Source organism: Thermoanaerobacterales bacterium (assembly GCA_030019475.1).
Taxonomy (GTDB): domain Bacteria; phylum Bacillota; class Desulfotomaculia; order Desulfotomaculales; family JASEER01; genus JASEER01.
On record JASEER010000003.1, the window covers coordinates 47273 to 72346 of the forward strand.

At 64.3% G+C, this 25074-nt stretch carries 31 protein-coding genes; all 31 read right to left on the minus strand.

All coding sequences use genetic code 11. From position 1 onward, the window contains the following. Positions 1-19 precede the first annotated feature (19 nt). The 31 genes from QMC81_01275 to QMC81_01425 all read right to left on the minus strand — a co-directional run bounded on the left by QMC81_01275 (position 20) and on the right by QMC81_01425 (position 25072). Positions 20-514, minus strand: coding sequence for a hydrogenase maturation protease (locus QMC81_01275; GenBank protein MDI6906104.1), 495 nt, complete (start codon positions 512-514; stop codon positions 20-22). A 165-nt stretch (positions 515-679) separates the two neighbouring features. Further along, entirely contained in the window at positions 680-2140 is a 1461-nt protein-coding gene (locus QMC81_01280; protein MDI6906105.1) for a Ni/Fe hydrogenase subunit alpha, read from the minus strand. Positions 2141-2143: 3 nt separating this feature from the next. Then, positions 2144-3100 (minus strand): oxidoreductase, encoded by a 957-nt coding sequence (locus QMC81_01285; GenBank protein ID MDI6906106.1) that lies wholly within the window; start codon positions 3098-3100, stop codon positions 2144-2146. A 3-nt stretch (positions 3101-3103) separates the two neighbouring features. Next, positions 3104-3541 (minus strand): hydrogenase iron-sulfur subunit, encoded by a 438-nt coding sequence (locus tag QMC81_01290; GenBank protein ID MDI6906107.1) that lies wholly within the window; start codon positions 3539-3541, stop codon positions 3104-3106. A gap of 217 nt (positions 3542-3758) precedes the next feature. After that, the gene (locus QMC81_01295; protein MDI6906108.1) at positions 3759-3887 is read right to left on the minus strand and encodes a hypothetical protein; all 129 of its coding nucleotides are present in this window, start codon (positions 3885-3887) and stop codon (positions 3759-3761) included. 79 nt (positions 3888-3966) lie between these two features. Continuing rightward, positions 3967-4752 carry an ABC transporter permease gene (locus QMC81_01300; protein MDI6906109.1) on the minus strand — a complete coding sequence of 262 codons (786 nt, stop codon included), beginning with the start codon at positions 4750-4752 and terminating at the stop codon, positions 3967-3969. 123 nt (positions 4753-4875) lie between these two features. Next, positions 4876-5805 (minus strand): ATP-binding cassette domain-containing protein, encoded by a 930-nt coding sequence (locus QMC81_01305; protein MDI6906110.1) that lies wholly within the window; start codon positions 5803-5805, stop codon positions 4876-4878. Positions 5806-5887: 82 nt separating this feature from the next. Continuing rightward, positions 5888-6769, minus strand: a complete 882-nt coding sequence (locus QMC81_01310) for a DMT family transporter (GenBank protein ID MDI6906111.1) — start codon at positions 6767-6769, stop codon at positions 5888-5890. A gap of 97 nt (positions 6770-6866) precedes the next feature. Continuing rightward, positions 6867-7997 carry a flagellar motor switch phosphatase FliY gene (fliY, locus tag QMC81_01315; protein MDI6906112.1) on the minus strand — a complete coding sequence of 377 codons (1131 nt, stop codon included), beginning with the start codon at positions 7995-7997 and terminating at the stop codon, positions 6867-6869. A gap of 2 nt (positions 7998-7999) precedes the next feature. Then, positions 8000-8986: a flagellar motor switch protein FliM gene (gene fliM / locus QMC81_01320; protein MDI6906113.1), complete on the minus strand. Its 987-nt coding sequence runs from the start codon at positions 8984-8986 to the stop codon at positions 8000-8002. A gap of 20 nt (positions 8987-9006) precedes the next feature. Next, a complete protein-coding gene (locus QMC81_01325; GenBank protein ID MDI6906114.1) occupies positions 9007-9375 on the minus strand; it encodes a response regulator in 369 nt (122 codons plus the stop codon). Between the two features lie 42 nt (positions 9376-9417). After that, on the minus strand, positions 9418-10038 hold the full coding sequence (locus tag QMC81_01330) for a chemotaxis protein CheC (GenBank protein ID MDI6906115.1): 621 nt from the start codon (positions 10036-10038) through the stop codon (positions 9418-9420). Between the two features lie 10 nt (positions 10039-10048). Next, positions 10049-10816, minus strand: a complete 768-nt coding sequence (locus QMC81_01335) for a protein-glutamate O-methyltransferase CheR (protein MDI6906116.1) — start codon at positions 10814-10816, stop codon at positions 10049-10051. Then, the gene (locus QMC81_01340; GenBank protein ID MDI6906117.1) at positions 10816-11334 is read right to left on the minus strand and encodes a chemotaxis protein CheD; all 519 of its coding nucleotides are present in this window, start codon (positions 11332-11334) and stop codon (positions 10816-10818) included. Before QMC81_01340 ends, QMC81_01335 begins: the two co-directional genes overlap by 1 nt. Before the next feature lie 19 nt (positions 11335-11353). Next, positions 11354-12133: a flagellar basal-body rod protein FlgG gene (gene flgG / locus QMC81_01345; GenBank protein ID MDI6906118.1), complete on the minus strand. Its 780-nt coding sequence runs from the start codon at positions 12131-12133 to the stop codon at positions 11354-11356. 17 nt (positions 12134-12150) lie between these two features. After that, a complete protein-coding gene (locus QMC81_01350) occupies positions 12151-12897 on the minus strand; it encodes a flagellar hook-basal body protein (GenBank protein ID MDI6906119.1) in 747 nt (248 codons plus the stop codon). Positions 12898-12916: 19 nt separating this feature from the next. Further along, entirely contained in the window at positions 12917-13465 is a 549-nt protein-coding gene (locus tag QMC81_01355; GenBank protein MDI6906120.1) for a hypothetical protein, read from the minus strand. Beyond that, positions 13465-14250, minus strand: coding sequence for a FliA/WhiG family RNA polymerase sigma factor (locus QMC81_01360; protein MDI6906121.1), 786 nt, complete (start codon positions 14248-14250; stop codon positions 13465-13467). The genes QMC81_01355 and QMC81_01360 overlap by 1 nt, the downstream gene beginning before the upstream one ends. 11 nt (positions 14251-14261) lie before the next feature. Further along, a complete protein-coding gene (locus QMC81_01365; protein ID MDI6906122.1) occupies positions 14262-14936 on the minus strand; it encodes a PilZ domain-containing protein in 675 nt (224 codons plus the stop codon). A gap of 20 nt (positions 14937-14956) precedes the next feature. Continuing rightward, positions 14957-15844, minus strand: coding sequence for a MinD/ParA family protein (locus QMC81_01370; protein MDI6906123.1), 888 nt, complete (start codon positions 15842-15844; stop codon positions 14957-14959). Continuing rightward, a complete protein-coding gene (flhF, locus tag QMC81_01375) occupies positions 15837-17087 on the minus strand; it encodes a flagellar biosynthesis protein FlhF (protein MDI6906124.1) in 1251 nt (416 codons plus the stop codon). The genes QMC81_01370 and flhF overlap by 8 nt, the downstream gene beginning before the upstream one ends. After that, positions 17077-19128: a flagellar biosynthesis protein FlhA gene (gene flhA / locus QMC81_01380; protein ID MDI6906125.1), complete on the minus strand. Its 2052-nt coding sequence runs from the start codon at positions 19126-19128 to the stop codon at positions 17077-17079. The genes flhF and flhA overlap by 11 nt, the downstream gene beginning before the upstream one ends. Before the next feature lie 70 nt (positions 19129-19198). Beyond that, positions 19199-20266, minus strand: a complete 1068-nt coding sequence (gene flhB / locus QMC81_01385) for a flagellar biosynthesis protein FlhB (protein ID MDI6906126.1) — start codon at positions 20264-20266, stop codon at positions 19199-19201. 1 nt (position 20267) lies between these two features. Next, entirely contained in the window at positions 20268-21038 is a 771-nt protein-coding gene (gene fliR / locus QMC81_01390; protein ID MDI6906127.1) for a flagellar biosynthetic protein FliR, read from the minus strand. Between the two features lie 14 nt (positions 21039-21052). After that, complete coding sequence (gene fliQ / locus QMC81_01395) at positions 21053-21322, minus strand: flagellar biosynthesis protein FliQ (GenBank protein MDI6906128.1); 270 nt, start codon at positions 21320-21322, stop codon at positions 21053-21055. Positions 21323-21337: 15 nt separating this feature from the next. Further along, positions 21338-22123 carry a flagellar type III secretion system pore protein FliP gene (gene fliP / locus QMC81_01400; GenBank protein ID MDI6906129.1) on the minus strand — a complete coding sequence of 262 codons (786 nt, stop codon included), beginning with the start codon at positions 22121-22123 and terminating at the stop codon, positions 21338-21340. Then, positions 22120-22515, minus strand: a complete 396-nt coding sequence (locus QMC81_01405; GenBank protein MDI6906130.1) for a flagellar biosynthetic protein FliO — start codon at positions 22513-22515, stop codon at positions 22120-22122. The genes fliP and QMC81_01405 overlap by 4 nt, the downstream gene beginning before the upstream one ends. Beyond that, positions 22516-22896 (minus strand): FliM/FliN family flagellar motor switch protein, encoded by a 381-nt coding sequence (locus QMC81_01410; protein ID MDI6906131.1) that lies wholly within the window; start codon positions 22894-22896, stop codon positions 22516-22518. Between the two features lie 17 nt (positions 22897-22913). Next, entirely contained in the window at positions 22914-23369 is a 456-nt protein-coding gene (locus tag QMC81_01415; GenBank protein ID MDI6906132.1) for a flagellar basal body-associated FliL family protein, read from the minus strand. Positions 23370-23549: 180 nt separating this feature from the next. Then, a complete protein-coding gene (locus tag QMC81_01420) occupies positions 23550-24377 on the minus strand; it encodes a flagellar hook-basal body complex protein (protein MDI6906133.1) in 828 nt (275 codons plus the stop codon). Between the two features lie 323 nt (positions 24378-24700). Further along, on the minus strand, positions 24701-25072 hold the full coding sequence (locus QMC81_01425; GenBank protein ID MDI6906134.1) for a TIGR02530 family flagellar biosynthesis protein: 372 nt from the start codon (positions 25070-25072) through the stop codon (positions 24701-24703). Positions 25073-25074 lie beyond the last annotated feature (2 nt).

The following is a 25074-nucleotide window of genomic DNA, read 5'->3' on the forward strand; positions in this document are numbered from 1 at the left end:
CCCTCCCCGGAGCGAAAACTCATTTTGGTGTCTGACCCTCAATTAACTTCTTGACTGCGACGGCGGCGGCGGGAACGGCCCCGGCCACCGCGGGCGTCAGCCCCATGTGCCAGCGCTCGGTGCCGGCCACGGTGATCCCGACCACCGCCACGCGCGAAGGCATCTGCTCGGGAAGCGTGCGCCTGCCGAAAGCCAGGGTATCCCGGATGCCGATGTCGTGCACCGACAGCGCCGCCGTTTTTTTCGCCGGCAGGTCGCCCTCCTCCCACTGGAGCACCCGGCCCGGCTCGCCCTTCGGATCCATGACGGCGTCGACGATGATCGCCGTGTCGTAGCCGTACATCAACTCCAGAAGTCCGAACCCGGGCGCGCCGGCCTCGACCAACTCCACCCTGTCCGGCAGCTCCCCGGTTTCTCTCAAGGCTTGCAGGACTTCCAGGCCGACGCCGTCGTCCCCCGCGAAGGGGTTGCCGCACCCGAGGACGACGACACGGCGCTCAAGCTTGCCCTTCATTGTATTATCATCCCTCATTGTAACGCCCTTTGTGATAATACTTAAGCGACCCATCGCCTTTCAGGTTATTCGGCGGCCGTCGACGTTATCCTCCAGGGCGTTTGTGGCTCCAAAACTAAGCCCTCCCGGCGAACCGGGAGGGCCTGGCTTACAGAGCGCAAACCACTAACGGCTCAGGGTCTTGTAAAGCTCGCCCTTGCCGTCGTAGATGTTGATTGTCAGCGGCATCTCGCCCAGGATGGCGTGGGTGGCGCAACTGAAACACGGGTCGTAGGACCTGAAGGCCATCTCGACCATGTTCAGGAGGCCGTTGGTGATCTCCATGCCGGGCTTGATGACGGCCATCGCGGCCTTCTTGATGGCCATGCTGATCGGGGCGTTGTTGTTCGTCGTGCCGACGATCAGGTTGGCCTTGGTCACGATGCCCTTCTCGTCCGTGCAGTAGTGGTGGGTCAGGGTGCCGCGCGGCGCCTCCAGGATGCCCACGCCTTCCTTCGGCACGCCGGTCGGGATGTTGCGGATGTCCGGGTTGGTGATTTCCGGATCCTGCGCGTACATCAGCAACTCCTCCGCGGCCTGCAGGAGCTCGACCAGCCGCGCCCAGTGGGTCGCCAGGACGGCGTGCACCGGCCGGCCGCCCAGGGTCGAGAAGAACTTCTCGTAGGCTTCCTGGGCCAGCGGGGTCTTCATGCCGGCGCAGGCGTTGATGCGGCCCAGCGGCGCCGCCTGGTAAATCGCCGTGCCCGGGCCCTCGACGAAGCCCTTCCACCCGAACTTCTTCAGGTACGGGTACTTCAGGTAGGAGAAGGGCTCGACGTGCTCGGCCACGTAGTCCACGTACTCCCGCGGCGAGTACTTGAAGAGTTCGTTGCCCTCGGTGTCCACGATCCGGACCTTGCCGTCATAGAAGTCCATCTTGTTGTTCTCGTCGACGAGGCCCATGTAGTTGGTGACCAGCTTGTAGCCGTCGCTCAGGATCAGGTCTACGTAGGCGCCGTTCTTCAGGACGACGTCTTCGAAGAGCTTCAGGGAGAACTTGGCGAACTCGACCTCGAACTTCGCCATCTCCTCGATCTCCTTGCGTTCGTCCTCAGTCAGGCCCTTGCTCACGCCGCCCGGGAGCGTCCAGGCCGGGTGCGTGGCCTTGCCGCCCAGCATGGCCTGGATCTTTTGCCCGAAGGCGCGGGCCTTGATGACCTGCCCGCCGATCTCCACGCCCACCTTGCCGACGATGCCGAGGATGTTCCGCACCGCCGGGTCGGCGTCCGGACCCATCACAAAGTCCGGGGCCGCGAGGGCGTAGAAATGAGCGATGTGGCTGTGGATGAAGTGCGCGCTGTAGAACAACCTGCGGAGCTTGACCGCCGTGGGGGTCGGCTCCACGCCGAAGACCGCGTCCATGGCCTTACCCGAGGCCAAATGATGGGCGCTGGGTCAGACGCCGCAGATGCGGCTGACGATCTGCGGCACCTGCTCGGCCGGACGGCCTTCGCAGAACTTCTCAAAGCCGCGCAGTTCGGGGATCTGGAAGTAGACGTTGTCCACCCCGCCGGCGTCGTTGAGGAAGATTTCGATCTTACCATGGCCCTCCAGCCTGGTGATGGGATCGATGCTGATCCGTTTCATTCCCTACTTCGCCCTCCTTAACAGCGAGCCGGGCAGACCGTAACGGTAGAAGGTACCGGCCGGATCGGCGATCTCGCTGATGATCTTGTCGATTTCCTCGGGCGTGTCGGCATCTACGATGGAGGCGAGGGCGCTGATGAACTTCGCCCCCTGGTCCACCACGCCGTCGGGCGGCCCGTAGCAGCCGGTGCAGGGCTGGTTGGCGTTGGTGCACCGGTTGCCGCAACCCGCCCGGGTCACCGGACCCATGCAGACAATGCCCTGCTCCAGGAGACAGCGGTTCGGGTCGGGAATAATCTCAAACGTACGGTAGAACTTCTTGACCTTCTTGTCGGTGCGTATCCGGGGGCACTCATCGCATTTCGTCTTATTCGAGGCCCCCACCACCGAGCCCTTCGGCGGCAGGTTACCGGAAACGATCGCCCCGATCACGGCCCAGATCTGGTCCGGCACCGGCGGACAGCCGGGCATGAAGTAGTCGACGTCCACCACGTCGGCCAGGGTCTTGACGTCCTTGTAAAATGCGGGCAGCTCCAGCACGCCTTCCGCGACGCTGGTCTCGGTCTGCGGGAAGACCTTCTCCGGGTTCTGGGTGGACTGGCTTTCAAGATAAACACGGTTCAGGATGTCGTCCCGTTTCTTGAAGTTCGCGAGGCCGGGGATACCGCCGGCTACCGCGCAGGAGCCGAAAGCGACCATAACCTTGGCCTTTTGGCGCAGGAGCCTGGCGACGTGCTCGTTCTCGGAGTTCCGGATGGCGCCGTGGAAGAGGCAGACATCGATATAGCCGTCAGGGTAGTTCTCGACGTCCTTGTACTTGAAGTCCGTGGCGATCGGCCAGAAGACGATGTCGGCCAGAGCGGCGACATCGAGGATCTTTTCATGGATGTCAAGGATGGCGACGTCGCAGCCGCCGCAGGCCGCAGCCCAGTAGGAGGCCAGTTTCAGCTTCTCACCCATGCTTTAACCCTCCCCCCCGGCGGCGACCGGCGCCTTTTCCTTGAAGGGACCGAGCTGCCGAATCTGTTCCGTGAATTCCGCGATCAATTGGGCAAACTGGGCCCCTTCGGAAGCGGAAACCCATTCCAGCCGTACTCTTTCTTTCTCGACACCCAGCTGCTCCAGGACCTTGGACATCAACTGGAAACGGCGCATCGTGCGGTAATTGCCACTAACATAGTGGCAGTCGCCGGGGTGTCAACCAGAGATTAGGACGCCGTCCGCGCCCTCGCTCAGGGCCTTGAACACGAACTGCGGGTCGATACGCCCGGAACACATCACCCGGATAATCCGTACATTGGGTGGATACTGGAGCCGGGAGACACCCGCCAGGTCGGCCCCGGCGTAGCTGCACCAGTTACACAGAAAGCCGATAATTTTCGGTTCAAATGCTTTCTCCATTCCCGCCCCTTCTTTCTTAAAGACTTTGCGAGGTTGGAAACCGAACCGCTACCCTTTTCTACCACCTCCGCAGAAACAAACTTCATAGCGTTATTCAAAAGGGCGAAAACGCCGTTACAGGCCTGCCGCCAGTCAATTAACCAGACAAGGAAAAAGCCCCCGTAAACCGCCTTCGGCCACTCACCGCCAACCGCTTGTCCGAATATTTTTTCTTATTCTAACAAAGCAACCAGTCCATTTCAAGCACCACATCCCCGAACAGGCCCCGGGCCGTCCGCTTCGGCCGCCGGTCTTCCAGGCCCGGCAAGGGCCCCGGGGAAAGGGTGATGTGCCGGTACTTCGTCAAGCGAGAGCGGAAATCCTGCCATAACACAAGCGAAAGTCATAAAAGAAACATTTCCCAAAGTCATCGCCGGCAGGTCCTTCTACCGGACAACCAGGCGCCGCATCAGGTACAGCGGCAGCGGCGCCAAGACGACCGCCACAAGTAAGAGCCACGCAAAGTCCCCCGCCAGGTACGGTCCGACTTGACCCAGCACCAGCCCGCGGGTCAGGTTTACGACGTGGTACAGCGGGCTTGCCCAGGCCAGGGCCTGCACGGCCGGCGGCAGGTCGGTAAGCGGGAAGAAGACCCCGGAAAACAGGAACAGCGGTGTGATAACCAAGGACCAGAAGTAGTTGAAGTTATCAATATTCGGAACCAGCCCCACCCAGACCATGGCCAGGATCCCGAAGAGCAGGCCCGCCGCCGCCAGGACCGGCGGGACCAGGAGCGCCCAGGGCGACTGCACCAGGCCCAGGAGGAAGATCACCAGGAGAATCACCGTCCCGTAGAGGACGCTCTTGAAGGTTCCATAAAGGATCTCCCCCACCGTCACGTCGTCCATGCCCACCGGGGTCGCCACCATAGCCTGAAAGGTCTTTTGGTACTCCATCCGGATGAAGGTCCCGTAGGTGTTCTCGTAGGTGGTGGCAAACATGGCGGAGGAGGCGATCAGCCCCGGGGCGAGGAACTGCAGGTAGCTCATCCCCTCGATCCGCTGCACGTAAGCGCCAAGGCCCACCCCCAGCGCCGTCAGGTAAAGCAGAGGCTCGATGAAATTAAAGGTCAGGTTGACCTTCCAGTTGCGCCGGAAGACGACCAGGTGGCGGCGAAAAACCGCCCAGGTCGCCGCCGGCGCCAGGTCCACCCGTAGAAACTCACTCCTCAAACCATCCACCCCCCACCGTTTAAGCAAAGACTCAGTTTTAAGTTTTAAGTAAAGGGTCAGGCACTTTTCTTAAAGGTACTTTTATAATCAAACGACTTTTAAGTAAGGGGCCTGACCCCTTACTTAAAAGTCGTCGGACAGGCCCCTGCCGGTCAGTTTCAGGAAGACGTCCTCCAGGGTGGCCGGGCGAAGGAGCTGGTGGCCGAAACGCCACGGCAGGGCCTGAACGGCGTTTAACAACACCTTCCCCTCGTGCGGATAGAGCACCAGGTTCTCCCCGACCACCTGGTACCCCCGCACCAGGCTCTCCAGGGCCGCCGCCACCGGCGCCGGGTCACGGCCCCCAAGGCCCAGCTCGAGCACCTCGGCCCCGATATGCCGGGAGACCATTTCCGCAGGCGCCCCCTCCTCGAGAATGCGTCCCCGGTCCATGATCACCAGGCGGTCGCAGAGCTGGGCGGCCTCGTCAAGGTAGTGGGTCGTCAGGACAAGGGTCACACCCCGCTCCTTGAGCCGCCGCAGCTTCTGCCAGACGAGGTGGCGCGCCTGGGGGTCCAGGCCGGTCGTCGGCTCGTCGAGGATCACGATCGCCGGATCGTTGATCAGCGCCCGGGCGATGATCAGCCGCCTTTTCATGCCGCCGGAGAGCTTATCCACCTTTACCCCGGCCTTCCCCTCCAGGCCGAAGAAGGCCAGTAGTTCGCGTGCCTTCGCGGCGGCCAGGGCGCGGGGCAGGCCGAAGAAACCGGCGTACACCAGGAGATTGTCCAGGACTTTGAGGTCCGGGTCCAGGTTGTTCTCCTGCGGCACCACGCCGAGGCGCCTCTTGATCTCCCGCGGACGGGTGCGAACGTCCATCCCCAGGACCGTGAGCTTCCCCGCCGTCACCGGAGAAAAGGCGTAAATCATCCGTACCGTGGAGGTCTTCCCGGCCCCGTTGGGCCCCAGCAAGCCGAAACACTCCCGGGCCCGTACGGCGAAATCGATCCCGGCCACGGCCCGCAGACCGTTATACTCCTTTACAAGGTTCTCAGCTATGATGACATTTTCCATTCAACATCACCGCCCGGCCCTGTCCGCCGGTCAAACCACCCTTAAAACCACAATCAGCAATTTCCAATTTCTAATTTCCAAATTACTCCCTCGCCTGCAGGAAAACCCCCGCCAGGATGAGAACCCCTCCGGCCGTCTGAAACGCGGTAAGAGTCTCCCCCAGCAGCCAGAACCCCAGCAACGCCGTCACCGCCGGCTCCAGGGTGGCAATGATCGAGGCGCGGGAGGCGCCAATGAGGGCTATCCCTTTGAACATCGCCCCCAAGGCAAGGGCCGTAGCCACCAGGCCGAGATAGACAAGCCAGCCCCAGGTGGCCGGGGACACCGAACCCCAGAGTTCCCCGGTCAGCAGGCCCAGGCCCAGGAAGAACACCGCCGCAAAAGAGACCACGTAGGTGTTCAAGACCACCACCGGCACGTCCCGCACCAGGCGCGCCCCGGCGACATAGAAGCCGGCGTTGAACAGGGCGGCGGCAACGGCGAACATCACCCCACGTGTGTCCAGGCCGTCAAAGGGCAGACCAAGGATCACCGCCGCACCGCCGAAGGTCAGGGCCAGGGCGGCGCCCTTGCGCCAGGTCAGGGGTTCATGCAGAAAGGCGGCGGCCAGCAGGGTCACAATCGCGGGATAGAGATAGAGCAGGAGAACGGCCATCCCGGCCGTGATGTAGCGGAAAGCGTAAAAAAGAGCCAGTACGGTCGTCACGTGCCCGGCCAGCGCGAGGGCCAGGATCAGCGCCGCCTGGCGGCGGGGCAGCCGCCAGGCCGTGCGCCGGATGCCGACGGCCGCCCAAAAGGCCAGGGCGGCCACCAGGTAGCGCACGGCGAGCGCCATAATGACCGTCGCCCCACCGCCGTAGGCCAGTTTGGCGGCAATGGCCTCCGTGGAAAAAGCGACCGTGGCCGCTATCGTCAACAGAATCCCGATGCGGACGTCGGAAGAGTTGTCTGTGCCCTGATCCATCACGGGGTAACGGCTCGCCTCCACTTCTCGGCACGCAAAGGCAGCCTGCGCGCGGCAGGCTGCCTTCAGTATAAACCATATGTCAATTATAAACTACTCATCGTCCAAGGTGCTGTACACGTTCCTGGGGGCTGATGATACTGGTGATGCGCACCCCGAAGTTCTCGTTGACGACCACAACCTCACCATGAGCGACCGGGATGCCGTTCACCAGGATCTCTACCGGCTCGTCCACCATGGCCGAAAGCTCCACGACGGCCCCCGGCGTCAGGCCCAGGACCTCCTTGATCGGACGCCGGGTGCGTCCGAGCACAACGGTAACCTTCAACGGGATGTCCAGGAGCATCTGCAGCTTTTCCTGCTCGGCCGGCGACAGCCCGGCGGCCGCCGCCGACAGCCCCACTGATGCAGCGCCGGTTACCGCGGAGACGCCCTTGCCTTCCCCCGCCGGCGGGCCGGCGGCCGCCGCGGGCGCAGGGGTCTCCCCCGCCGGGGCGGGCGGGGTTTCGACCGCCGCCGATTCCCCGGCGAAGAGGTTCTCCATGCCGCCCAGGAGGAAGGCCGCCTCTTCGCGCGCCGTGGCGATGCTCAGGACCTCCATGATCTCGGTGTCCAGGATCTCGCCGACCGTCATGCGGAAGCGGATGACGACGACCGGTTCCCCGACCTCGGAGGAAAGGTCATCGTCGCTCTTGAGCACCCGCACTTTCGGCGGCGAGATGGATACCGTACACCCGAAGATGGTGGACATCGCCGTTGCCGCCGAGCCCATCATCTGGTTCATGGCCTCCGCGGTGGCGCTGATTTCCAGCTCGGAGAGTTCTTCAGCCGGGGACGAACCGTCATTGCCCATCATAAGGTCGGCGATAATCGCCGCGTCCCGGGTCTTGATCACCAGCAGGTTGGATCCCTGCAGCCCCTCCGTGAAACGAACCTCGATCAGCAGGTAGGGGACGTTGAACTCCTTCATCAACTCCCGCTGGCTGGTAACGTCGACCCGCGGACTGGTGATGTTTACCCTGTGGTTCAAGAGGGTGGAAAGGGTGGTCGCCGCCGAGCCCATGGCGATGTTGGCGATCTCGCCGAGGGCGTCCTTCTCCATGGGAGTAACCGCGTTCTCCGGAGATTCCGGCGTGCTCGACGGTGCAACGGGCTGCCCGCGGGAGGCGCCGAGCAGGGCATCGATCTCTTCCTGATTTAATATCGTAGGATCATGCTGGTCGGCCACGACTAGTCACCTGCTTCTGCCAGGCTCGTGATCTGGACCGCCATGAAGCGGCCGAGGATCCCGGCCTGGACCTTGTATTTCAGTTCATCCTCAATGAAGAGGTCCAAGTCCTGTTTGAAACGGCGGCCCAGCGGCAGCACGTCTCCCTCCTGCAGTTGCACGAAATCTCGCACGGTGATCACCGTCTCGCCCACGACCACACTCAGGTTCACGGTCGCGCCCTGGAGCCAATCGGCCACCTGTTCCCGCTCCATCTCCCCGCTTTCAAGCGCGACACCGTACTGCCGGTAGCTGGTAAGGTTGGCCAGAACGGGCTCAAGGAGGCTGTGCGGCAGGCAAAGGTTGATCGGCCCGGCGGCGGCGTTATTCAGGCTGGACTGGAAGGTGATGACCGCCACCACATCCCCCGGGGAGATAATCCGCTGCAAGCGGGGGTTGGTCTCTATCGATTCGACCGCCGGCTCAACCCGGTAGATATCGTGCCATGCCAGGCGCAGGCTTTCCAGGAGCTTCCCGGAGAACTTGCGCGCCAGGGCCAGTTCGATTTCCGTCAATTCCCGAACCTTTTCGGGCAACGCGCCCGGCCCGCCGAGCAACAGATCAATGATGGGAAAAAGAAACTCGGCGTTGGTCTCAAGTACCGCCACGCCCTTCAGGGGTTTCAAGGAGAAGACGGTGAGCACCGTCGGCGTGGGCACCGAGCGCATGAACTCGTCAAAGGTATACTGTTCGACCGAACTCGCGTGAACCGCGACGGTCGCCCGCAGGTAGCCCGAAAGATAGCTGGAGAGTATGCGGGCAAAATTGTCGTGCAGGGTCTGCAGGTGTTTCAACTGGTCTTTCGAGAACTTGTTCGGCCGGCGAAAGTCGTAGACCTTGTGCTTTCCGGCCTGCCGCGTCTCACGCATTTCCTCCACGGTGACCTCGCCGGAGGAGAAAGCGCTCAGCAGCCGATCGATTTCTTCCTGCGAGAGGATCTCTTTAGACAATCCGGGTTTCTCCCTCTCCTTTAGCTTTGTCCCAGGACGCGCTCGATGGCCTGGAGCATGCGCTCCTGCTGGAAGGGCTTGACGATGAAGTCTTTCGCCCCGGCCTGGATGGCCTCCATGACCATGCTCTGCTGCCCCATGGCGCTGACCATAATAATGTTGGCGTTGGGGTCGATCTGGCGAATGGCCTTGACCCCTTCGATGCCGTCGACGTCGGGCATCGTGATGTCCATGGTCACCAGGTCGGGCTGGGTTTCCTTGTACAGTTGGGCGGCGGCAGCGCCGTTCTCCGCCTCGCCGACGACCTCGTAGCCCGATTTCACGAGTATGTTCTTAATCATCATCCGCATAAAGGCCGCGTCGTCGGCGATGAGGATCCTCTTCCCCACGTTCGTCTCCCTCCTGTAACCTCTCCGGTATCTTTCAGTACTTCAAATGGCTATTCCCAGGGCCTTCAAGAGCACGGCCAGGGAATTTATCTCCGTCAGCAGTAAAAAGTGGCTTTGGATAGCCTCGGCGTCGCCTTCCGAGAAAACGGTGTCGACCAGCAGGATATTGTCTTCGGCGTAACCGCTGGCGGCCAGGCCCGCGCTCAGCACGGCGCCCAGCATGTCGCAGGCCAGCATCGGCACCCCGGGCTTCAGTTCCAGCCCGGTCAAGGTGCCGATGGCGCTGGCAAAGTTGCCCGTGAGAATGTTCCCGGCCTCCATCAGGACGGAACGGCCCATTTCGTCCAGTTCGGTGGTTTCGCCCGGAACGCGGCCGAGAAGCAGGTCCACCAGGCGCAGAGCGCTGGCCTCACTGAACAGGTAGACGATAGCGCCCTGGATGTCCCCGGTCACCCGCAACTGGACGCAGGCCACAGACTCCTCCATTCCCCCGACGTAGTCGAGCACCTCGTCCAGGGGCAGAAAGGCGGCCTTCGGCACGCTGATGTTCACCCGCGCGCCCAGCAGGCTCGCGAGGGCGGTGGCCGCGTTGCCGGCGCCGATGTTGCCTATTTCCTGGAGCACGTCCAACTGCATGGCGGAAAACGCCTTGGAACTCTCCATAACTCAACCCCTACCTCTTTATATAAAACGACATCGCCACCCGCTCGAATCCCAGCTCACGGTACTCGAAGATGCTCTCGCTCGCCCCCAGGAAGAGCACGCCTCCCGGGTTGAGGGCCCGGGCGAAACCGCTGTTGATCCGGTACTGCGCCTCGCGCGTGAAGTAGATCTGGACGTTACGGCAAACGATCAAGTCATAACCCGTCCCATAGGCGTCTGTCAGGAGGTCATGGCGGCGGAAATTGACCCGCCGCTTGATATCTTCGACAACGGCAAAGGTGCCGTTTTCGGCCCGGAAGTATTTCGTCCGCCGGGCGGGACTGACGTTACGCAGAAGGTCGGCGGCATAGCGGCCTGCCGTGGCCACCTGCAGGATGCGGGTGTCGATATCGGTGGCCTCGATCCGGTGCCGGCGCCCCGGGCTCAACTCGTCGAGCAGGATGGTCACCGAGTAGGGTTCGGCCCCGTTGGAACAGGCGGCACTCCAGACCTTGAGAACGGGCTTTCCGGCCAGCAGCCGCGGCAGCACGTCCTTCTCCAGGGTGGCGAAGGCGCGCGGGTCACGAAAAAACTCCGTCACATTGATGGTTATGTAGTCGAAAAATTCGCTGCGCGCCTGGGCATCCCCTTCCAGCAGCCGGAAATAAACGGCAAAATCAGTGATATTCCGCCGGCCCATCAGGCTCATGATGCGGCGCTGGAGCTGCTTTTCCTTGTAGCTCTCCAGGTCGAGGTTAAACCTGGCCTTGACGCGCTGTTTGAAGGCGGTGAAGTCCATTACAGCGTACGCGTCCCCTGTCCCAGACTGCGGATGGTCACCAGGCCGGTCGCGGTATCCAGGTACATCGTCCGGCCGACGTTCCCGCCCACCTCTTCACCCTTCACGCGAAGCTTGAGGCGGGCCAGCATCAGCCGGACCATCTCCACGTTGCGCTGCCCGATGTTCAGGATGAACTGGCGGTCGGCCCCGCTGAACATCTGCGCGCCGCCGGCCAGTTTGGCCTCCAGTCGCTCCCGGCGGGCACCGAGCTTCTTTAGTTCGTCCAGCAGCATCGGCACGCCCAGGTCGGCGTAGCGCGCCGGCTTGTTAATCCGGCTGTAGGCGGTGCTGTCCGGCAGCATGACGTGCAGCAGCCCGCCACACTTCATCACCGGGTCATACAGGGTCACCCCGACGCAGGACCCCAGGCCGAGGGTCACCAGGACATGCGGCGCGAAGGCGATCTTGTACTCGCCGATCCCGACGTGGATCTGCTCGGGCTCCTGCGCCTTGACGGCGGAAAGTTCTTTCGACACTCTAACCTTCCCTTACTTCTTAATCGCGGAGGCGGTTGGCCTGACCCCACATATCGTCACTGGTCTGGACCATCCGGGCGTTCACCTGGAAGGCGCGGTAGGCCTCGATAAGGGTGACCATCTCCGCCGCCAGGTCGACGTTGGATGATTCCAGGCGGCCGGAACGCAGGGTACCCATACCATCCTCGCCGGGCAGGCCTTCGGTCGCCTCCCCGCCGGCCGCGGTGGCGGCGAACAGGTTCCCGCCGCGGGCCTCCAGGCCGCCGGGGTTCGGGAAGGTGTACAGGTTAAGCCGGCCCAGCTCCTCGGGTTCGCCCTCGGCGCCCAGGGCCGTCACCGTCCCGTCGGGACGCACGCTCACCTCCAGGGCGCCTTCCGGGACCTGGATCCCCGGCGCCACCGGGTCCCCGCCGGCCGTCACAAGGTTCCCCTCGGCGTCAATGTAGAAGGTGCCGTCCCGGGTGTAGAGGCGCTCCTCGCCGTCCGCGCGGTCCACGGCGAAAAAGCCCTCGCCCTCGATGGCCAGGTCCAGCGGACGGCCGGTCTCCAGGGGCATGCCGGGAGCGAAATCCCGCAGCGTGGCCGTAAGGCCCGCGCCGGCGCCGACCTGCGCCTGGGCCGCGCCGCCGTCCAGCGGAACGATCTCTTTCTCCAGACGGCCGGAGAGGAGATCACCGAAGCTGGCGCGGCCGGCCTTGAAGCCGGTGGTCTGGACATTGGCGACGTTGTTCGCCGCTATATCCACCCGTATTTGCTGGGCCAGCAGGCCCGCGGTGCTGCTCGACAGGGCACGTAACATGCTATCCCCCCTTGCTCTTAGCGGACGCCGCCGACCTGGCTGATGGCCCGTTCCGCCAGCTGGTCGTGCGCCCGGACGAGGCGTTGGGCCGCCTCGTAGGCGCGGGTCGCCTTTATCATCCCGGCCATTTCGACGGCCAGGTCAACATTGGCCGCCTCCAGGGTTCCCGGCAGGACGCGGAAGTTCTGGGCGTCTTCCCCGCCCGCCGCGGCGGGTGCCAGGAAGCGGCCGGCCCCGTCCCTTGTCAGGGCACCCGGATCGGTGAAGGTCGTCACCCGCAGGCGGTCCACCACCTCGCCCGCGGCGTCGATGACCTCGCCCGCTTCGTTGAGGGTAAAGGCACCGGTGACCTGGACCGGGCCGCCCTCACCGAGGACGCGGTCCCCCGCCGCCGTCACCAGGTAGCCCTCGGGATCTACCGTCAACTGGCCGTCGCGGGTATAGGCCTCCTCCCCGCCGGCGGTCTCAACGGCGAAAAAGCCTTCCCCCTCCAGAGCGATATCGGTAGGCCGCCCGGTAAACTTTAGCGGCCCCGCCCCAAGATCGGGGGTGAAAAGGTCCACGGCCACGCCGTAATCGGTTTGGCCGATAGGCGTGGAGGCCCCGTCCTGCCGCGTGACGGCGTGGGTCAGGTAAGGGGCGAAGGCCACCACATCCCGCTTGTAACCGGGGGTCGAGAGGTTCGCCAGATTATGGGCCAGAGCCTCGGCCCTTGCCTGGTTCGCGTCCATCCCCGCGCCGGCGATGTACAGCCCGCGCAGCATAACCATCCCTCCCTAAAAATCAGTCGGACTCTCTCCCGTCGGTGCCCGTGGCGCGGCGCAGGTTAATGATCAGCTCGATCTCCCCTTTTCCGCGGCCGGATTCCCGCGCCAGGTCCGTAATCGTCTTACCCTGCTTGAAGCCGTGATAGACCCGCTCTCTCAGGTTCAGGGGCGGAGGCGAAGGACCGTCATCGGCAGCGGCTGAAACGGGCGGGCCCGGAGAAGCCTCCCGGTGAACCAAGACCAGGTTCCGGTAACGCCGGAGGGGTTCCGCCTGGTCCGCGGCCGGCCCGTCCGCCGCCGGCCGGGCGTGGGCGGCGGTTTCCGCCTCCCTCTCCGCGTCCGACCGCGCCCACAGCGCGTCGACCTTCGCCTCGAGGCGGGCCAGCCGCTCTTCCCAGTCCCGCCCTTCCGTCCCTTCCTCACCGCCCAGGGCGCCGGCCAGCAGGTCCTCGAAGTTCGCCCGGCGGTAGCGGCCGGCGAGGTACCAGATCACGGCCGCCAGGACGGCCAGCGTCCCGGCGATCAGGCCCAGGTAGAGGATCGTGAACGTCCAGATGTCACCCATTAACTCCTTCCGCCCTCCTTCCCTTCCCCGCCCTCTTCCAGGGCGCGAATGCGCTCCCGCAACCTGGCGACGGCCTTTCCGTGGAGCTGACAGACCCGCGACTCGGAAACACCCAGGACCCGGCCGATTTCCTTCAAAGTCATCTCCTCCTGGTAATAGAGCGCCAGTACCAACCGGTCCTTCTCGTTAAGGCTTTCGATCGCACGGGCGAGAATGTTTTCATCCTCCGCGGCGACAATCGTTTCCAGGGGGTCCGGGGACGAGGGGTCCTGCACTATCCCGCTGACGCCCACGACTTCGCCCTCCTGCAGGGTCATGACCTCGTCCAGGGAGGCCAGCGACAGGGACTGGAAGTGGCTTGTCAGCCGGCTGTACTCCTCGAGGGAGCAACCCAGGGCTTCGGCCATCACGGCGTCGCTCACCGGCCCCTGGCACTCCCCCTCGAGACGCTCGCGCAAAGCGTTGACCTGCTGCAGTCTCTGCCACAGCTGGCGGGGCACCCAGGACAGCCGGCGTAATTCGTCAAGCATCGCCCCCCGCACGCGGCGGTAGGCGTAGGTCTGAAAATCAACCCCCAGCGACGGGTCGTATTTTTCGATGGCCTCGATCAGGCCGAAGACGCCGTACCCCTCCAGGTCCTCCTGGCTGAGAAAGGCCGGCAGGCGTACGGCGATGCGCCCGGCCAGGTGCCGCACCAGTGGCAGGTAGGCCATGACGAGCCGGTTACGAACTTCCCGGTCGCGGGTGTCCCGGTATTCCACCCACAACTCCTTGGCCGCGGCCACCATACCACCTCCTAGGTAACCCGTCTGTTTTCGGCCATCTTCCAGAAGATGAAAGACATAATCTCGTCCTGGCGGCGCACCGGCAGGTCCAGAAATTCCAGGCCGTAACGGCGGATGGGCTTGCTTTTCGTGCCCGGCGGCGGGTCCTCGGTTTCCTTCCGCACCACCCGCGCCTGCGTCTCGATCTCCAGGGTCCGCTGGCGCAGGGGCAGCGCGAACCTGAGCATCAGCAGCGTCCCGGTGTCATATACGCGGTCGGTTTGCAGCTTCAGCCCGCCGGCGCTGATGTCCACCGCCCGCCCCTTGTGCCAGGCCGGCGTCTTGGAACCGGACGGCGCTTCGGCGAACTCGACGTCAAGCAGGCAGCCCAGGCGGACGTGGCGGCGAAGCTGCTTGCGTTCAACTTCCTGCGGCCAGGCCAGCCCGTAGAGCGGGATTTCATCCTCCCGCACCCGGGTCACAGAGGTGCGAAAGAAATAGGATGCATCTTCTTTGGTAAACCTGACCTGCAGGTTCTCGCCGCGGGACAGGACAAGGGACAGGCTGCGTGACATGGGCATGCCGATAAAGATTGCGTTCTTGTCTATGTCCTGGACGGAGGACACATAAAAGTCGTCTTCCCCCTCGCGGGCGACGAAGACTTTCAGGTGGACCTTCAGTAATTCGCGGATGTCGTCGTCAGGCAAAACGGCTGATCCCTCTCCCTCTACCCAAGGCGAAAAATGCGCGCCAGCCGCTGGATAAAACCGTTCCCAGGGCCGGGGTCCCTACCGCCGGGCACGGCGCCTGTTTCCCCTGCCAGCCGCCCGGCAACCAGTTCCAGGCAGCGGGCGGCAGGCGCCTCAGGGAAGGCCACGACCAGCGGCTCCTGCACGCGCACCGCACGCCCGACGGCCGGGTCGTCGTAAACATAACCCAGGTAGTTCACCCTAAAGTTTAGAAACCGCCCCACCGCCGTCTCCATCCTCCGGGCCGTCTCCAGCCCCTCTTCCCCGGAGGCTACGCGGTTGACCACCAGGGAGACTCCGGGGACGACCCCGTGGCGGGCCAGGACCTTGATCAGGGCGTAGGCGTCGGTCATGGAGGTCGGCTCCGGGGTCACCACCACGATCACGTCCCCCGCCGCCGCCAGAAACCCGATTACGTTCCGGCTGATTCCCGCCCCGGTATCAATAAAGATGAAGTCCGCTATGTCGCCCAGGCCCTGGAGCATTCCCAGGACCCGCGCCCGCTGGGAGGCGTCCAGGTTGGCCATTTCCGTGAAGCCCGAGCCCCCTGAGATGATCCGCAGCCCGTAAGGGGTCCGCACCACCACGTCGGCCAGCGTCCTGTCCCCGAAGAGGACGTCCCGCAGGGTGTGGCGGGGAGCGATATTCAGCAGCACCTCGACGTTGGCCAGCCCGACGTCGGCGTCCAGGAGAAGCACCCGCCAGCCCAGGCGCGTCAACAGGATGCCCAGGTTCACGGCGATGTTTGTTTTGCCCACCCCGCCCTTGCCGCTGCTGACGGCGACCACGCGCAGGTCGCGCGCCGCCGGACGGACCGGCGGCACCTGCTGGGCCAGGAACCTCAAGCGGAAGGCCTGGTCAGGCATTGTTCCCCACCCTCTCGACGACCATCCGGACCAATCTCTGAGGATCGACGGCGCGGATATCGTAGGGCACGTTCTGCCCGTTGGTGATATAGACCACCGGCCGGCCGACCTCGTGCACGACATTGATCAGGCATCCCAGGGTCTCGGTTTCGTCGACCTTGGTGAAGACCAGCTTGGCGTAATCAAGTACCTGAAAGTCGCTGGTAATGCGGCCCAGGTCGCGCATCTTGGTGTTGGAACTGAGCACCAGCAGGACGTCGAAGGGACGGTCGATGAGCTGTAAGAAGCCCTGCAGTTCCCTGACCTGTTCCCGGTTCTTCGACGGCCGCCCGGCGGTGTCGACCAGGATATAGTCGGCGTCGGCGTGCCGCGCCAGGGCCTGCGCCAGGTCCCCGGGCGTCAGGGCGACCTCCAGGGGCAGGTCCATGATCTCGGCGTAGGTCCTTAACTGTTCCACCGCGCCCAGGCGGTAGGTGTCGATCGTCACCATGGCCACCCGCCGGTGCTCGATGAGGGCCAACTGCGCGGCCAGTTTGGCCAGGGTGGTCGTCTTGCCCACCCCGGTGGGGCCGACGAAGACCAGAACCGATTTCAGGTCCTCGCCGGTGTAGGCCGGCGCTAGAATCTCCTCCAGGCCCTCGATGATGAGGTCCCTGGCCCGGCCGTCTGTGTCGGCGGGGGACCGGACGTTCTGACGCAGCCGGTCAAGCAGCCGTTCCACGATCGTGATGTCGATATCCATCTCGGCCAGCAGGCGCCGCCATTGCTGCAGGAAGGGCTCGTCGGCGCCCGGCGGCCCCTGGCGCTCCAGCAGCCGGCCCAGCATCCGCTTCAGGTCGGCCAGTTCCCGCCGGAGCGGTTCCGCCACCCGGGGGGACTCATCCGGGGGCGCGGGGGCAGCGGCGCCGGCTGTCTTCGCCTTCCCGTCGCCCGGAGCCGGTGCGGCCTGCGGGGCCGCGGTCTTCGCGGGCGGCGGGATGACCGAGGGCATGCCCCCCGCGTTCACCGGGGTCATGACCTGCACCTCCCCCGCGGGGGACGGGGACTCCCCGGGCGTTTCGCACGCCCCCGGCGCCTCATCCAGCGCGGCCGTAACTTCGATCAGGGGCGGGGCCAGGAAACCCAGGACCCCCTTGCCGCGCACCTTCCGGCTGAAAATGATGACCGCTTCCTGGCCCAGGTCTTCGCGGACCATGCTCATGGCCTCCGGCATGTTCCGCGCCAGGTAACGCTTAATCTTCATCCCATGTCACCGACCCCACCGCCTCCACTTCCACGTGCGGTTCAATCTCCTGCAGGGCAAGCACCGCGAGCTGCGGGAAGGTCCGCTCGGTCAGCCGTCTGAACGGCATCCGGACGCGGCCGGCGCAAAGGACCACCGGTGCCAGGCCCTTAAGCTGCACTTTCTCCACGATGGCTTTCAGCCGGTCCAGGAGCCGGCGGGCCCGGCCCGGTTCGAGCACCGGGTAGCTGCCCAGGGCGGTCTGTTGCACCGCGTCGGCGAGCACCTGTTCCAGACGCGGGTGCAGGGTGATGACCTGCAGGCGCCCCCCGGAGGCGTACAGCCGGGTGATGGTCCGCGCCAGGGCCTGGCGGGCGTGCTCCGTCAGGAAATCGCTGTCGCGCGACAGGCGCGCGGCGTCGGCCAGGGCCTCCAGGATGGTCACCAGGTCGCGGACCGGCACCCGCTCGCGCAGGAGGTTTTGCAGCACCTTCTGCACCTCGCCCAGACTGAGGAGGTTGGGCACCAGTTCCTCGACCACCGCCTCGTTGCGCTCCTTGACGGTGTCCAGCAACTCCTTGACCTCCTGGCGGCCCAGGAGTTCGTGCGCATGCTGCTTGATGAACTCGTTCAGGTGGGTGACCAGGACGGTTCCCGGGTCGACCACCGTGTAGCCGGCGGCCTCGGCACGCTCCCGCTCCCCGGGGGCGATCCAGAGCGCCGGCAGGCCGAAGGTCGGCTCCTTGGTCGGCACGCCCTTGACGCCATTCTCGACCCCGGCGGGGTTGAGGGCCAGGAAGTGGCCCGTCATCAACTCGCCCCCGCCGGCCTCGACGCCCCGCAGTTTGAAGACGTAGGCGTTGGGGCCGAGCTGCAGGTTATCCCGGATGCGGATCGGCCGCACGTAGATGCCCAGTTCCTGGGCGGCCTGGCGGCGCAGGGCGGCCACGCGGTGCAGGAGCCCGCCGCCCTGCTCCTCGCCCGCCAGGGCGACCAGGTTATAGCCGATCTCGACCTCCAGCGGGTCGACCTGGAAGTAGGTCAGGACGTTCTCCGGCTCCCGCCGCTCGACCTGCGCCCGGCGGGCGGCCTTCTCCTGTTCCGCGCGCTCCCGGCGGCGCTCCTCCTGGGTCAGGCCGTAGGCGAAGAAGCCCAGGCTGCCGGCCAGGAGCAGGAAAAGGATGTTGGGCATGGCCGGGATCAGGCCCAGCACGAAGAGGACGGCCGCGGCCACGAACAGGATCCGCGGGAAGTTCAGGAACTGCCGCATGATGTCCTTCCCGAAGCTCGCGTCCGGGCTGGCCCGGGTGACCAGGACGCCCGTGGCGGTGGCCACCAGCAGCGCCGGAATCTGGGTCACCAGGCCGTCGCCGATGGTCAGGACGGTGTAGCGCTGCAGGGCCTGCATTAGGTCCATGTGAAGAACCAGCATCCCGATGATCAGGCCGCCGACGATGTTGACGAACAGGATGACGAGACCGGCGATGGCGTCGCCGCGGATGAACTTCGTCGCGCCGTCCATGGCTCCGAAGAAGTCCGTCTCGCGCTGCAGGCGGCGCCGGCGCTCCCGCGCCTCGGCCTCCGTGATCAGCCCGGAATTGAAGTCGCCGTCGATGCTCATCTGTTTCCCCGGCATGGCGTCCAGGGTGAAGCGGGCGGCGACCTCGGCCACCCGGCTGGCGCCGTTGGTGATGACCACGAACTGGACGACGGTGATAATGACAAAGACGATGAAACCGACGATGTAGCTCCCGCCGACCACGAAGTGGCCGAAGGCGTCGATGACGTTGCCCGCCTGGGCCTGGCTCAGGATGAGGCGCGTCGACGAGATGTTCAGGGCCAGGCGGTAGAGCGTGACGACCAGCAACAGCGTCGGGAAGGCCGCGAACTGCAGCGGGTCGGTAATGAATAAAGGAATGAGCAGGATCATCAGGCCCAGCGTCAGGCTGACCGTCAGCAGAACGTCCAGGGCCAGCGGCGGAAGCGGGATGATGATCAGGAGGACGATGCCGACGATGAGTCCGGCGATAACCAGGTCGGTCTGGCGCTTCAGGTTCTGCATTGCTGTGGGCGGCACCGGCATCACCTCCTTCAATCAATTCGGCGGCTTCAATAAAGCCAGGCGAAGTTTTTTAAAGAACCTTACGGCGCAGGCGGTAGATCGTCGCCAGTATCTCCGCCACGGCCTGGTAGAGGGCGACCGGGATCTCCCGGCCCACGTCGACTTTCTGGAACAGGGCCCGTGCGACCGGCGGATTTTCCACCAGGGGGATATCGTGTTCCCGCGCCAGTTCGCGGATGATCCGCGCCACCTCGCCCGCCCCCTTGGCCACCACCACCGGGGCCTCGCTCTCCCCCTCGACGTAGCGCAGGGCCACCGCCAGGCGCACCGGGTTGGTGACGACCACCGTCGCCCGGGGCACCTCCTGCCGGATGCGGTTCAGGGCCGCCTGGCGCTGGCGGCGGCGGATCCAGGCCCGCACCTGGGGGTCGCCCTCGGTCTGCCGGAATTCCTCCTTCAGTTCGGTGCGGCTCATCATCAACTGCTTCCTGTAGGTGTACCGCTGGTAGGCGAAATCCAGCAGGGCGAGCAACAGGTACGCCGCGCCGGCGGCCGTCATCAGCTTCAGGACCAGGTCGGCGACGAACCGGTAGCCCGACCCCGGCGTGGCCTCGACCAGGACCATCATCTGCGGGATGCGGGCATGGATCAGGAGGAAAAGCAGGCCGCCGACAACCCCGATCTTGAAGAGCGCCTTCGCCAGTTCCACCAGCCCACGCATGCTGAAGATGCGCTTCAACCCCGAGACGATACTGACCCGCTCCAGCTTCGGCACCAGCACCGCCGGGGCGAAGAGGAACCCCACCTGGGCCAGATTCACCGCCAGGGCGACCACGATGGCGGTCAGAAAGACCGGACCCAGGATACCCGCCAGGAAATGCAGCGCGTTAACGGCCAGCAACGGGGTAGCGGCGTCGGTGACCGTGAACTCCCCCGCGCCTCGCAGGTAGGAGACGAAAAACTCCTCCGCCGCCAGGACGAACCGGTCGCGCGACAGGTAAAACAGCAACAGCAGGGCCAGGAACAGGACGGCGTTGGTGAGCTCGGCGCTCTTGGCCACCTGGCCCTTCTGCCGCGCCTCCCGAATGCGTTTAGGGGTTGCGGGTTCGGTCTTCTGTTGCTGGTCGCCCCAGGCCATCTCAGCCGCTCAACCCCTTAATGAGGATCATCAGGTCGCGGGCCATCGCGTCAAACAGCCGGGTGAGCACGCCCCCCAGGAAGGGGACGGTCACCGCCAGGGTGAAAACACCGGCCATGATCTTCAGCGGGAACCCGAGCATAAAGACGTTGATCTGCGGCACCAGTCGCACCAGCAGGCCCAGCGCCAGGTCGGTGACCAGGACCACCGCGATGACCGGCCCGGCGAGGCGCAGGCCGGCGACGAACATTCCCTGAAAGCCCCGCGCGACGACCTCGGCCGCCGTCCCGGAAAAGACCGCCTCCCCCGGCGGGATAAAGTGAAAGCTGCGATCCAGGGCCAGGATCAGGCTGTGGTGGCCGTCGATGCAGAAGAAGAAGACCACCCCGAGCATGTAGAGGAACTCGGCGATAATCGATGTCTGCGTCCCGAACGTGGGGTCGACCACCTCGGCCATCGCGAACCCGATCTGGAACCCGACGATCTGCCCGGCAACGCGCAGGGCCTGGAAGACAAAGTTGGTGAAAACGCCGAGCCCCAGGCCGACCGCCGTCTCCTCCAGCAACTCCAGGGTGAAACCCAGCGGCCCCGCCGGTAGCTCGCCCGCGACGGCCGCGGCCGCCGGGTAGAGCGCCCCGGCCAGGCCGACCGCCAGGCCGGCCCTGGCCAGTGAAGGGAAAAAGCGCTGGGCGAACAGGGGGCAGGTGAGAATAAAGCCGGTCACCCGCGCCAGGACCAGGAAAAAGATCCCCAGTTGCGTAAAGTCAAACAATCCCCGTTCTCCCCTCAGCCGCCCAACCCGGCGATCCTGCCGAAGTACTCCCCCGCGAAGCGGTTCAGCATGTTGACGTACCAGGGCATCAGCACAAGGAGCGTCAGCAGGATAGCAATGATCTTCGGGACGAAGGTCAGCATCTGGTCCTGGATCTGGGTCGTCGCCTGCAGGATGCTGATGACCAGCCCGACCAGCGTCCCCACGATGAGCGGGGGCGCGGAAAGCAGAAGCACCATCATTAACGCCTGCTGCACCGCTTCAATGGCCAGGGTCGAAGTCATCGTTCGCTCTCCTTATCAGTGGAAACTCTCCACCAGCGACTGCACCACCAGGTACCAGCCGTCCACCAGGACAAACAGCAGGAGCTTGAACGGCAACGAGATCATCACCGGCGGGAGCATAAACATGCCCATCGACATCAGGATACTGGCCACCAGCATGTCGATGACCAGGAAAGGCAGGTAGAGCATGAACCCCATCTGGAAGGCCGTCTTCAGCTCCGAGGTGATGAAGGCCGGGGTGACGACGCTCAGCGGGAGGGTCTCCCGCTCGGGGTCCTCGATCTTCGCCATCCGGATGAAGAGGGCCAGGTCTTTCTCCCGCGTCTGGCGCAGCATGAACTCCCGCAGGGGGCGGGCGGCCGTTTCCTGGGCCTGAACCTGGCTGATCCGGTTGTCAAGGAACGGTTGCACGGCCTGGTCATTGATCTGTTGATAGACCGGCATCATGATGAAGACCGTGAGGAACAGGGCTAAGCCGATGATCACCTGGTTCGGCGGCGCCTGGTTCGTGCCCAGGGCGCTGCGCAGCAACGACAGGACGACGACGATCCGCGTAAAGGAGGTCATCATCACCAGGATGGCCGGCAAGAGCGACAGGACGGTGAGGAACAGCAGGATCTTCAGGCTGTTCACCGTCTCCTGCGGCGTTTCGGCCGTCCCCACCCGCAGGTCGATCCCCGGGATGGGCGCCGGCTGCGCCTGCGCGGCGGGCGCCCAAAGGGCCATCCCGGCCAGCAGTACAACCAGGCATACCAAGGGCCGCCAACAGGCGATCCGCATCCGGTTGTCAAAGACCGTCATCCGGCCCCACCCCCGGGGGGCCGGCGCCTCGACCGCGCCGCCTTAAAGCGGGCGGCCGCCCTCGTCACCAGGCGCTCCAGGCCGCCTTCCAGGCCGCCCGCCCCCTGCAGGGCGTCGGCCGGCAGCGGGTCGGGCAGGTCGTCAAAGGTCTCGACCAGAACCACCGCCCCGTCCTGGTGGGCGAGAAGGTAGTACCGCCCGCCCACGCGGACCAGGGACAGCCAGGCTTTCGGACCCAGGGGGAGCTGCTCCACCAGCCGCATCCGGCGCTGCCTGCCGACGGCGGCGAAGCGCCGCGGCAGGCCGTAACGCAGGACCACGTAGACCAGCAAAAGAGTCAGCGGCAGGGCGATAACCAGGCGGACGAGCGCCCCCCAGAAGCCGGCATCCATTTATGGCTCCCTCCGCCGGTGGCGGTGGGGCGGGTGGACCTGGTTAACGCGGATCACGAACCGGTCGTTGATGACCAGGACCTCACCCCGCGCGAACTTTTGCTCGTTGACCAGCAGGTCGATGGCGTCGCCGGCCACCCGGTTCAGTTCGATGACCGAGCCCTTCTGCAGCCCGAGGATTTCCCGGATCTTGAGGGTCGCCTGGCCCAGCTCGGCCGTGACGTACACCTGGATATCATCAAGGTAGTCAAGGGCGGTCTTGATCCGCCGGCCGTCATCGGGGGGCGTGAACTCAGTGAAGCGTACCTTCTGCACTGTCGTCGGCGCCGATCCCTCGTGCAGCGGCTTCAACAACTCCTGGATCTCATCGTTGGTCATCATCGGTCCGCCGTACCCCCCTATTGCACCAGGAACTCGGTGAAGTAGATCTGCTCCACCTGTCCCTCATGGAGGTACTTGTTGACCTCCTGCAAGAGTTCCCGCTTCAGCAGGTCGGCCTTCGCCGCGTCGCCGATATCTCCGGCCTTCTTCCGGCGCAGGACATCGATGAGGCGGTCCTTTAGCAACTGCTGGTTGGCCGCGATCTCCTCGCCCAGCTTCGGGTTTTCCGGGTAGACCAGGCTCAGGCCGACCCGCAGGTAGCGGCCGCTGTCGGCGTTCTCCAGGTTGACGACGATGGACCCCATGTCCACCACCTGTTGCGGCGGCGGCTTCGGCGTTTTCGGTTCGCCCGACCGGGCGAAGAAGAAGTAGCTGCCCGCGGCCGCTCCGGCGCCCACCAGCGCGATCAGCGCGATGATGAGGATCAGCTTGCCGCCCTTCTTCTTCGGCGGGGCAGGGGTGCTTTCAGGCATGGTCTCTTCCTCTCTGGACACCGTCCGTTGATAGCAGCTTTACATTTCCCTTAAGTGCCGGCTTGCCGTTTTCGGGTAGGGGCGCAGCTCCGGCTGTGCCCGCCATTTATGCGCTGTCCCGGGCGACGCGGGGAGGTCCGCCCCTACCCTTTCACGGATTACGTCACGTTAGTCAGCCGGCTAACGCTTCAGGTTGACCAACTCTTGCAGGAGTTCGTCCGAGGTCGTGATCGACCGGGCGTTGGCCTGGTAGCCGCGCTGGGTGGTGATCATGTTCGTGAACTCCTGCGCCAGGTCGACATTCGACATCTCCAGGTAGCCGGAGCGGATCTTACCGCGGCCCGGAGAACCGGGGGCGCCGTCAAAGGTGGCTAGTGTATTAGGCATTGTTAGGTTCGGTGTAATCTGGTAGAGGTTATTGCCAACTCTGGTTAGGCTCTCTGGATTGGCAAAGGCGCCCAAACCAATCTGGGTACCAACCGCTGGCGCTGTACCTCCATTTATGGTTACATTTCCTAATTCATCTATCTCGACAGAACTAATGTTCTGCGGAGTCGTACTGAGTCTAATAGCGTGAGGGCTCCCGCCGTTAGCGTCAATTACGTATAAACCTTGGGCATTCACCAAGTACCCGTCGGCGTCAACGTAGAAGGTACCATCCCGCGTAAACGAATAGCTGCCGTTTGGAACACCAGTAGCTACGCCGTCTATGGAACTGTTGAGGATAAAGAAACCATTACCTTCAATTGCCAGATCAAGGGTACGGTAGGTAGTCTGTAACCCCCCTTGCGTAAGTAAGAAGTCAATACCTGCCAGATTCACACCTAAGCCGACCATTGCCGGGTTAACCCCCGTTCGGCCAACAGCCTGACTCAAAGTGTCCTGGAAGTTGGCCCTGCCGGCCTTGAAGCCGGTCGTGTTGACGTTGGCGATGTTGTTCGCTACCACGTCCATCCGAGTCTGATGTCCTCTTAACCCCGAGATCCCGGTATAAAGTGACCTGATCATGGAGTCGACCCTCCTTTAGTCTCACTTCTCACTTCCAACTTCCCACTTCTCACATCTCATACCGCCGCTTCGGTCGTTCCGCGGCTTACTGCGGCCTCCCGGAGGGTCCGGCCGCTGTTTGACCGTTGAAAACCATCGCCTGGCTTTGTCAGCCTGTCCAGCACTCAACGGGAGTTTTCGTGCTTGGATAGCCATAAACGGAAGGGGACAACTGTCACATCTCGGGGCGTTGAGTGCTGGATGCTCACGTACCGTTCAGTACGCTCCGCTCCGGCCGGCGCCGTCTTTGGCGCCATGCTCGCTTTTGAACGGTCTCACAGACTTTACCTGATGATCACCGCGCTGTCGATGTTGGTAAACACCCGCTCCGCCCCTTCGCTCCCGTCAACCGCGGTGACCACGGTGCGGTTCTTTACACTGGCCACCAGGGCCAGGTCGCGGTAGATGAGGAGCGAGTCCCGCGCCCCTTTCGCCGCGGCCAGGTCGACGGCCTCCCGGATCTTCGCCAGTTCCGCGGGCGAAAGGCTGATCCGCCGCTCGTCCAGCCGCCGCTGGGCGTGGGCCGAGAACTTGAGGTCCCCGGCGCGGGTCACCCCGGCCAACACGTCCCGGAAGCTCGCGCCCTTGCCATGCAAAGCGGGTTTTTCGACGGGCCTCGACAGCGGGGCGGGGGTGTCGATACGGTCAATCGGCATGG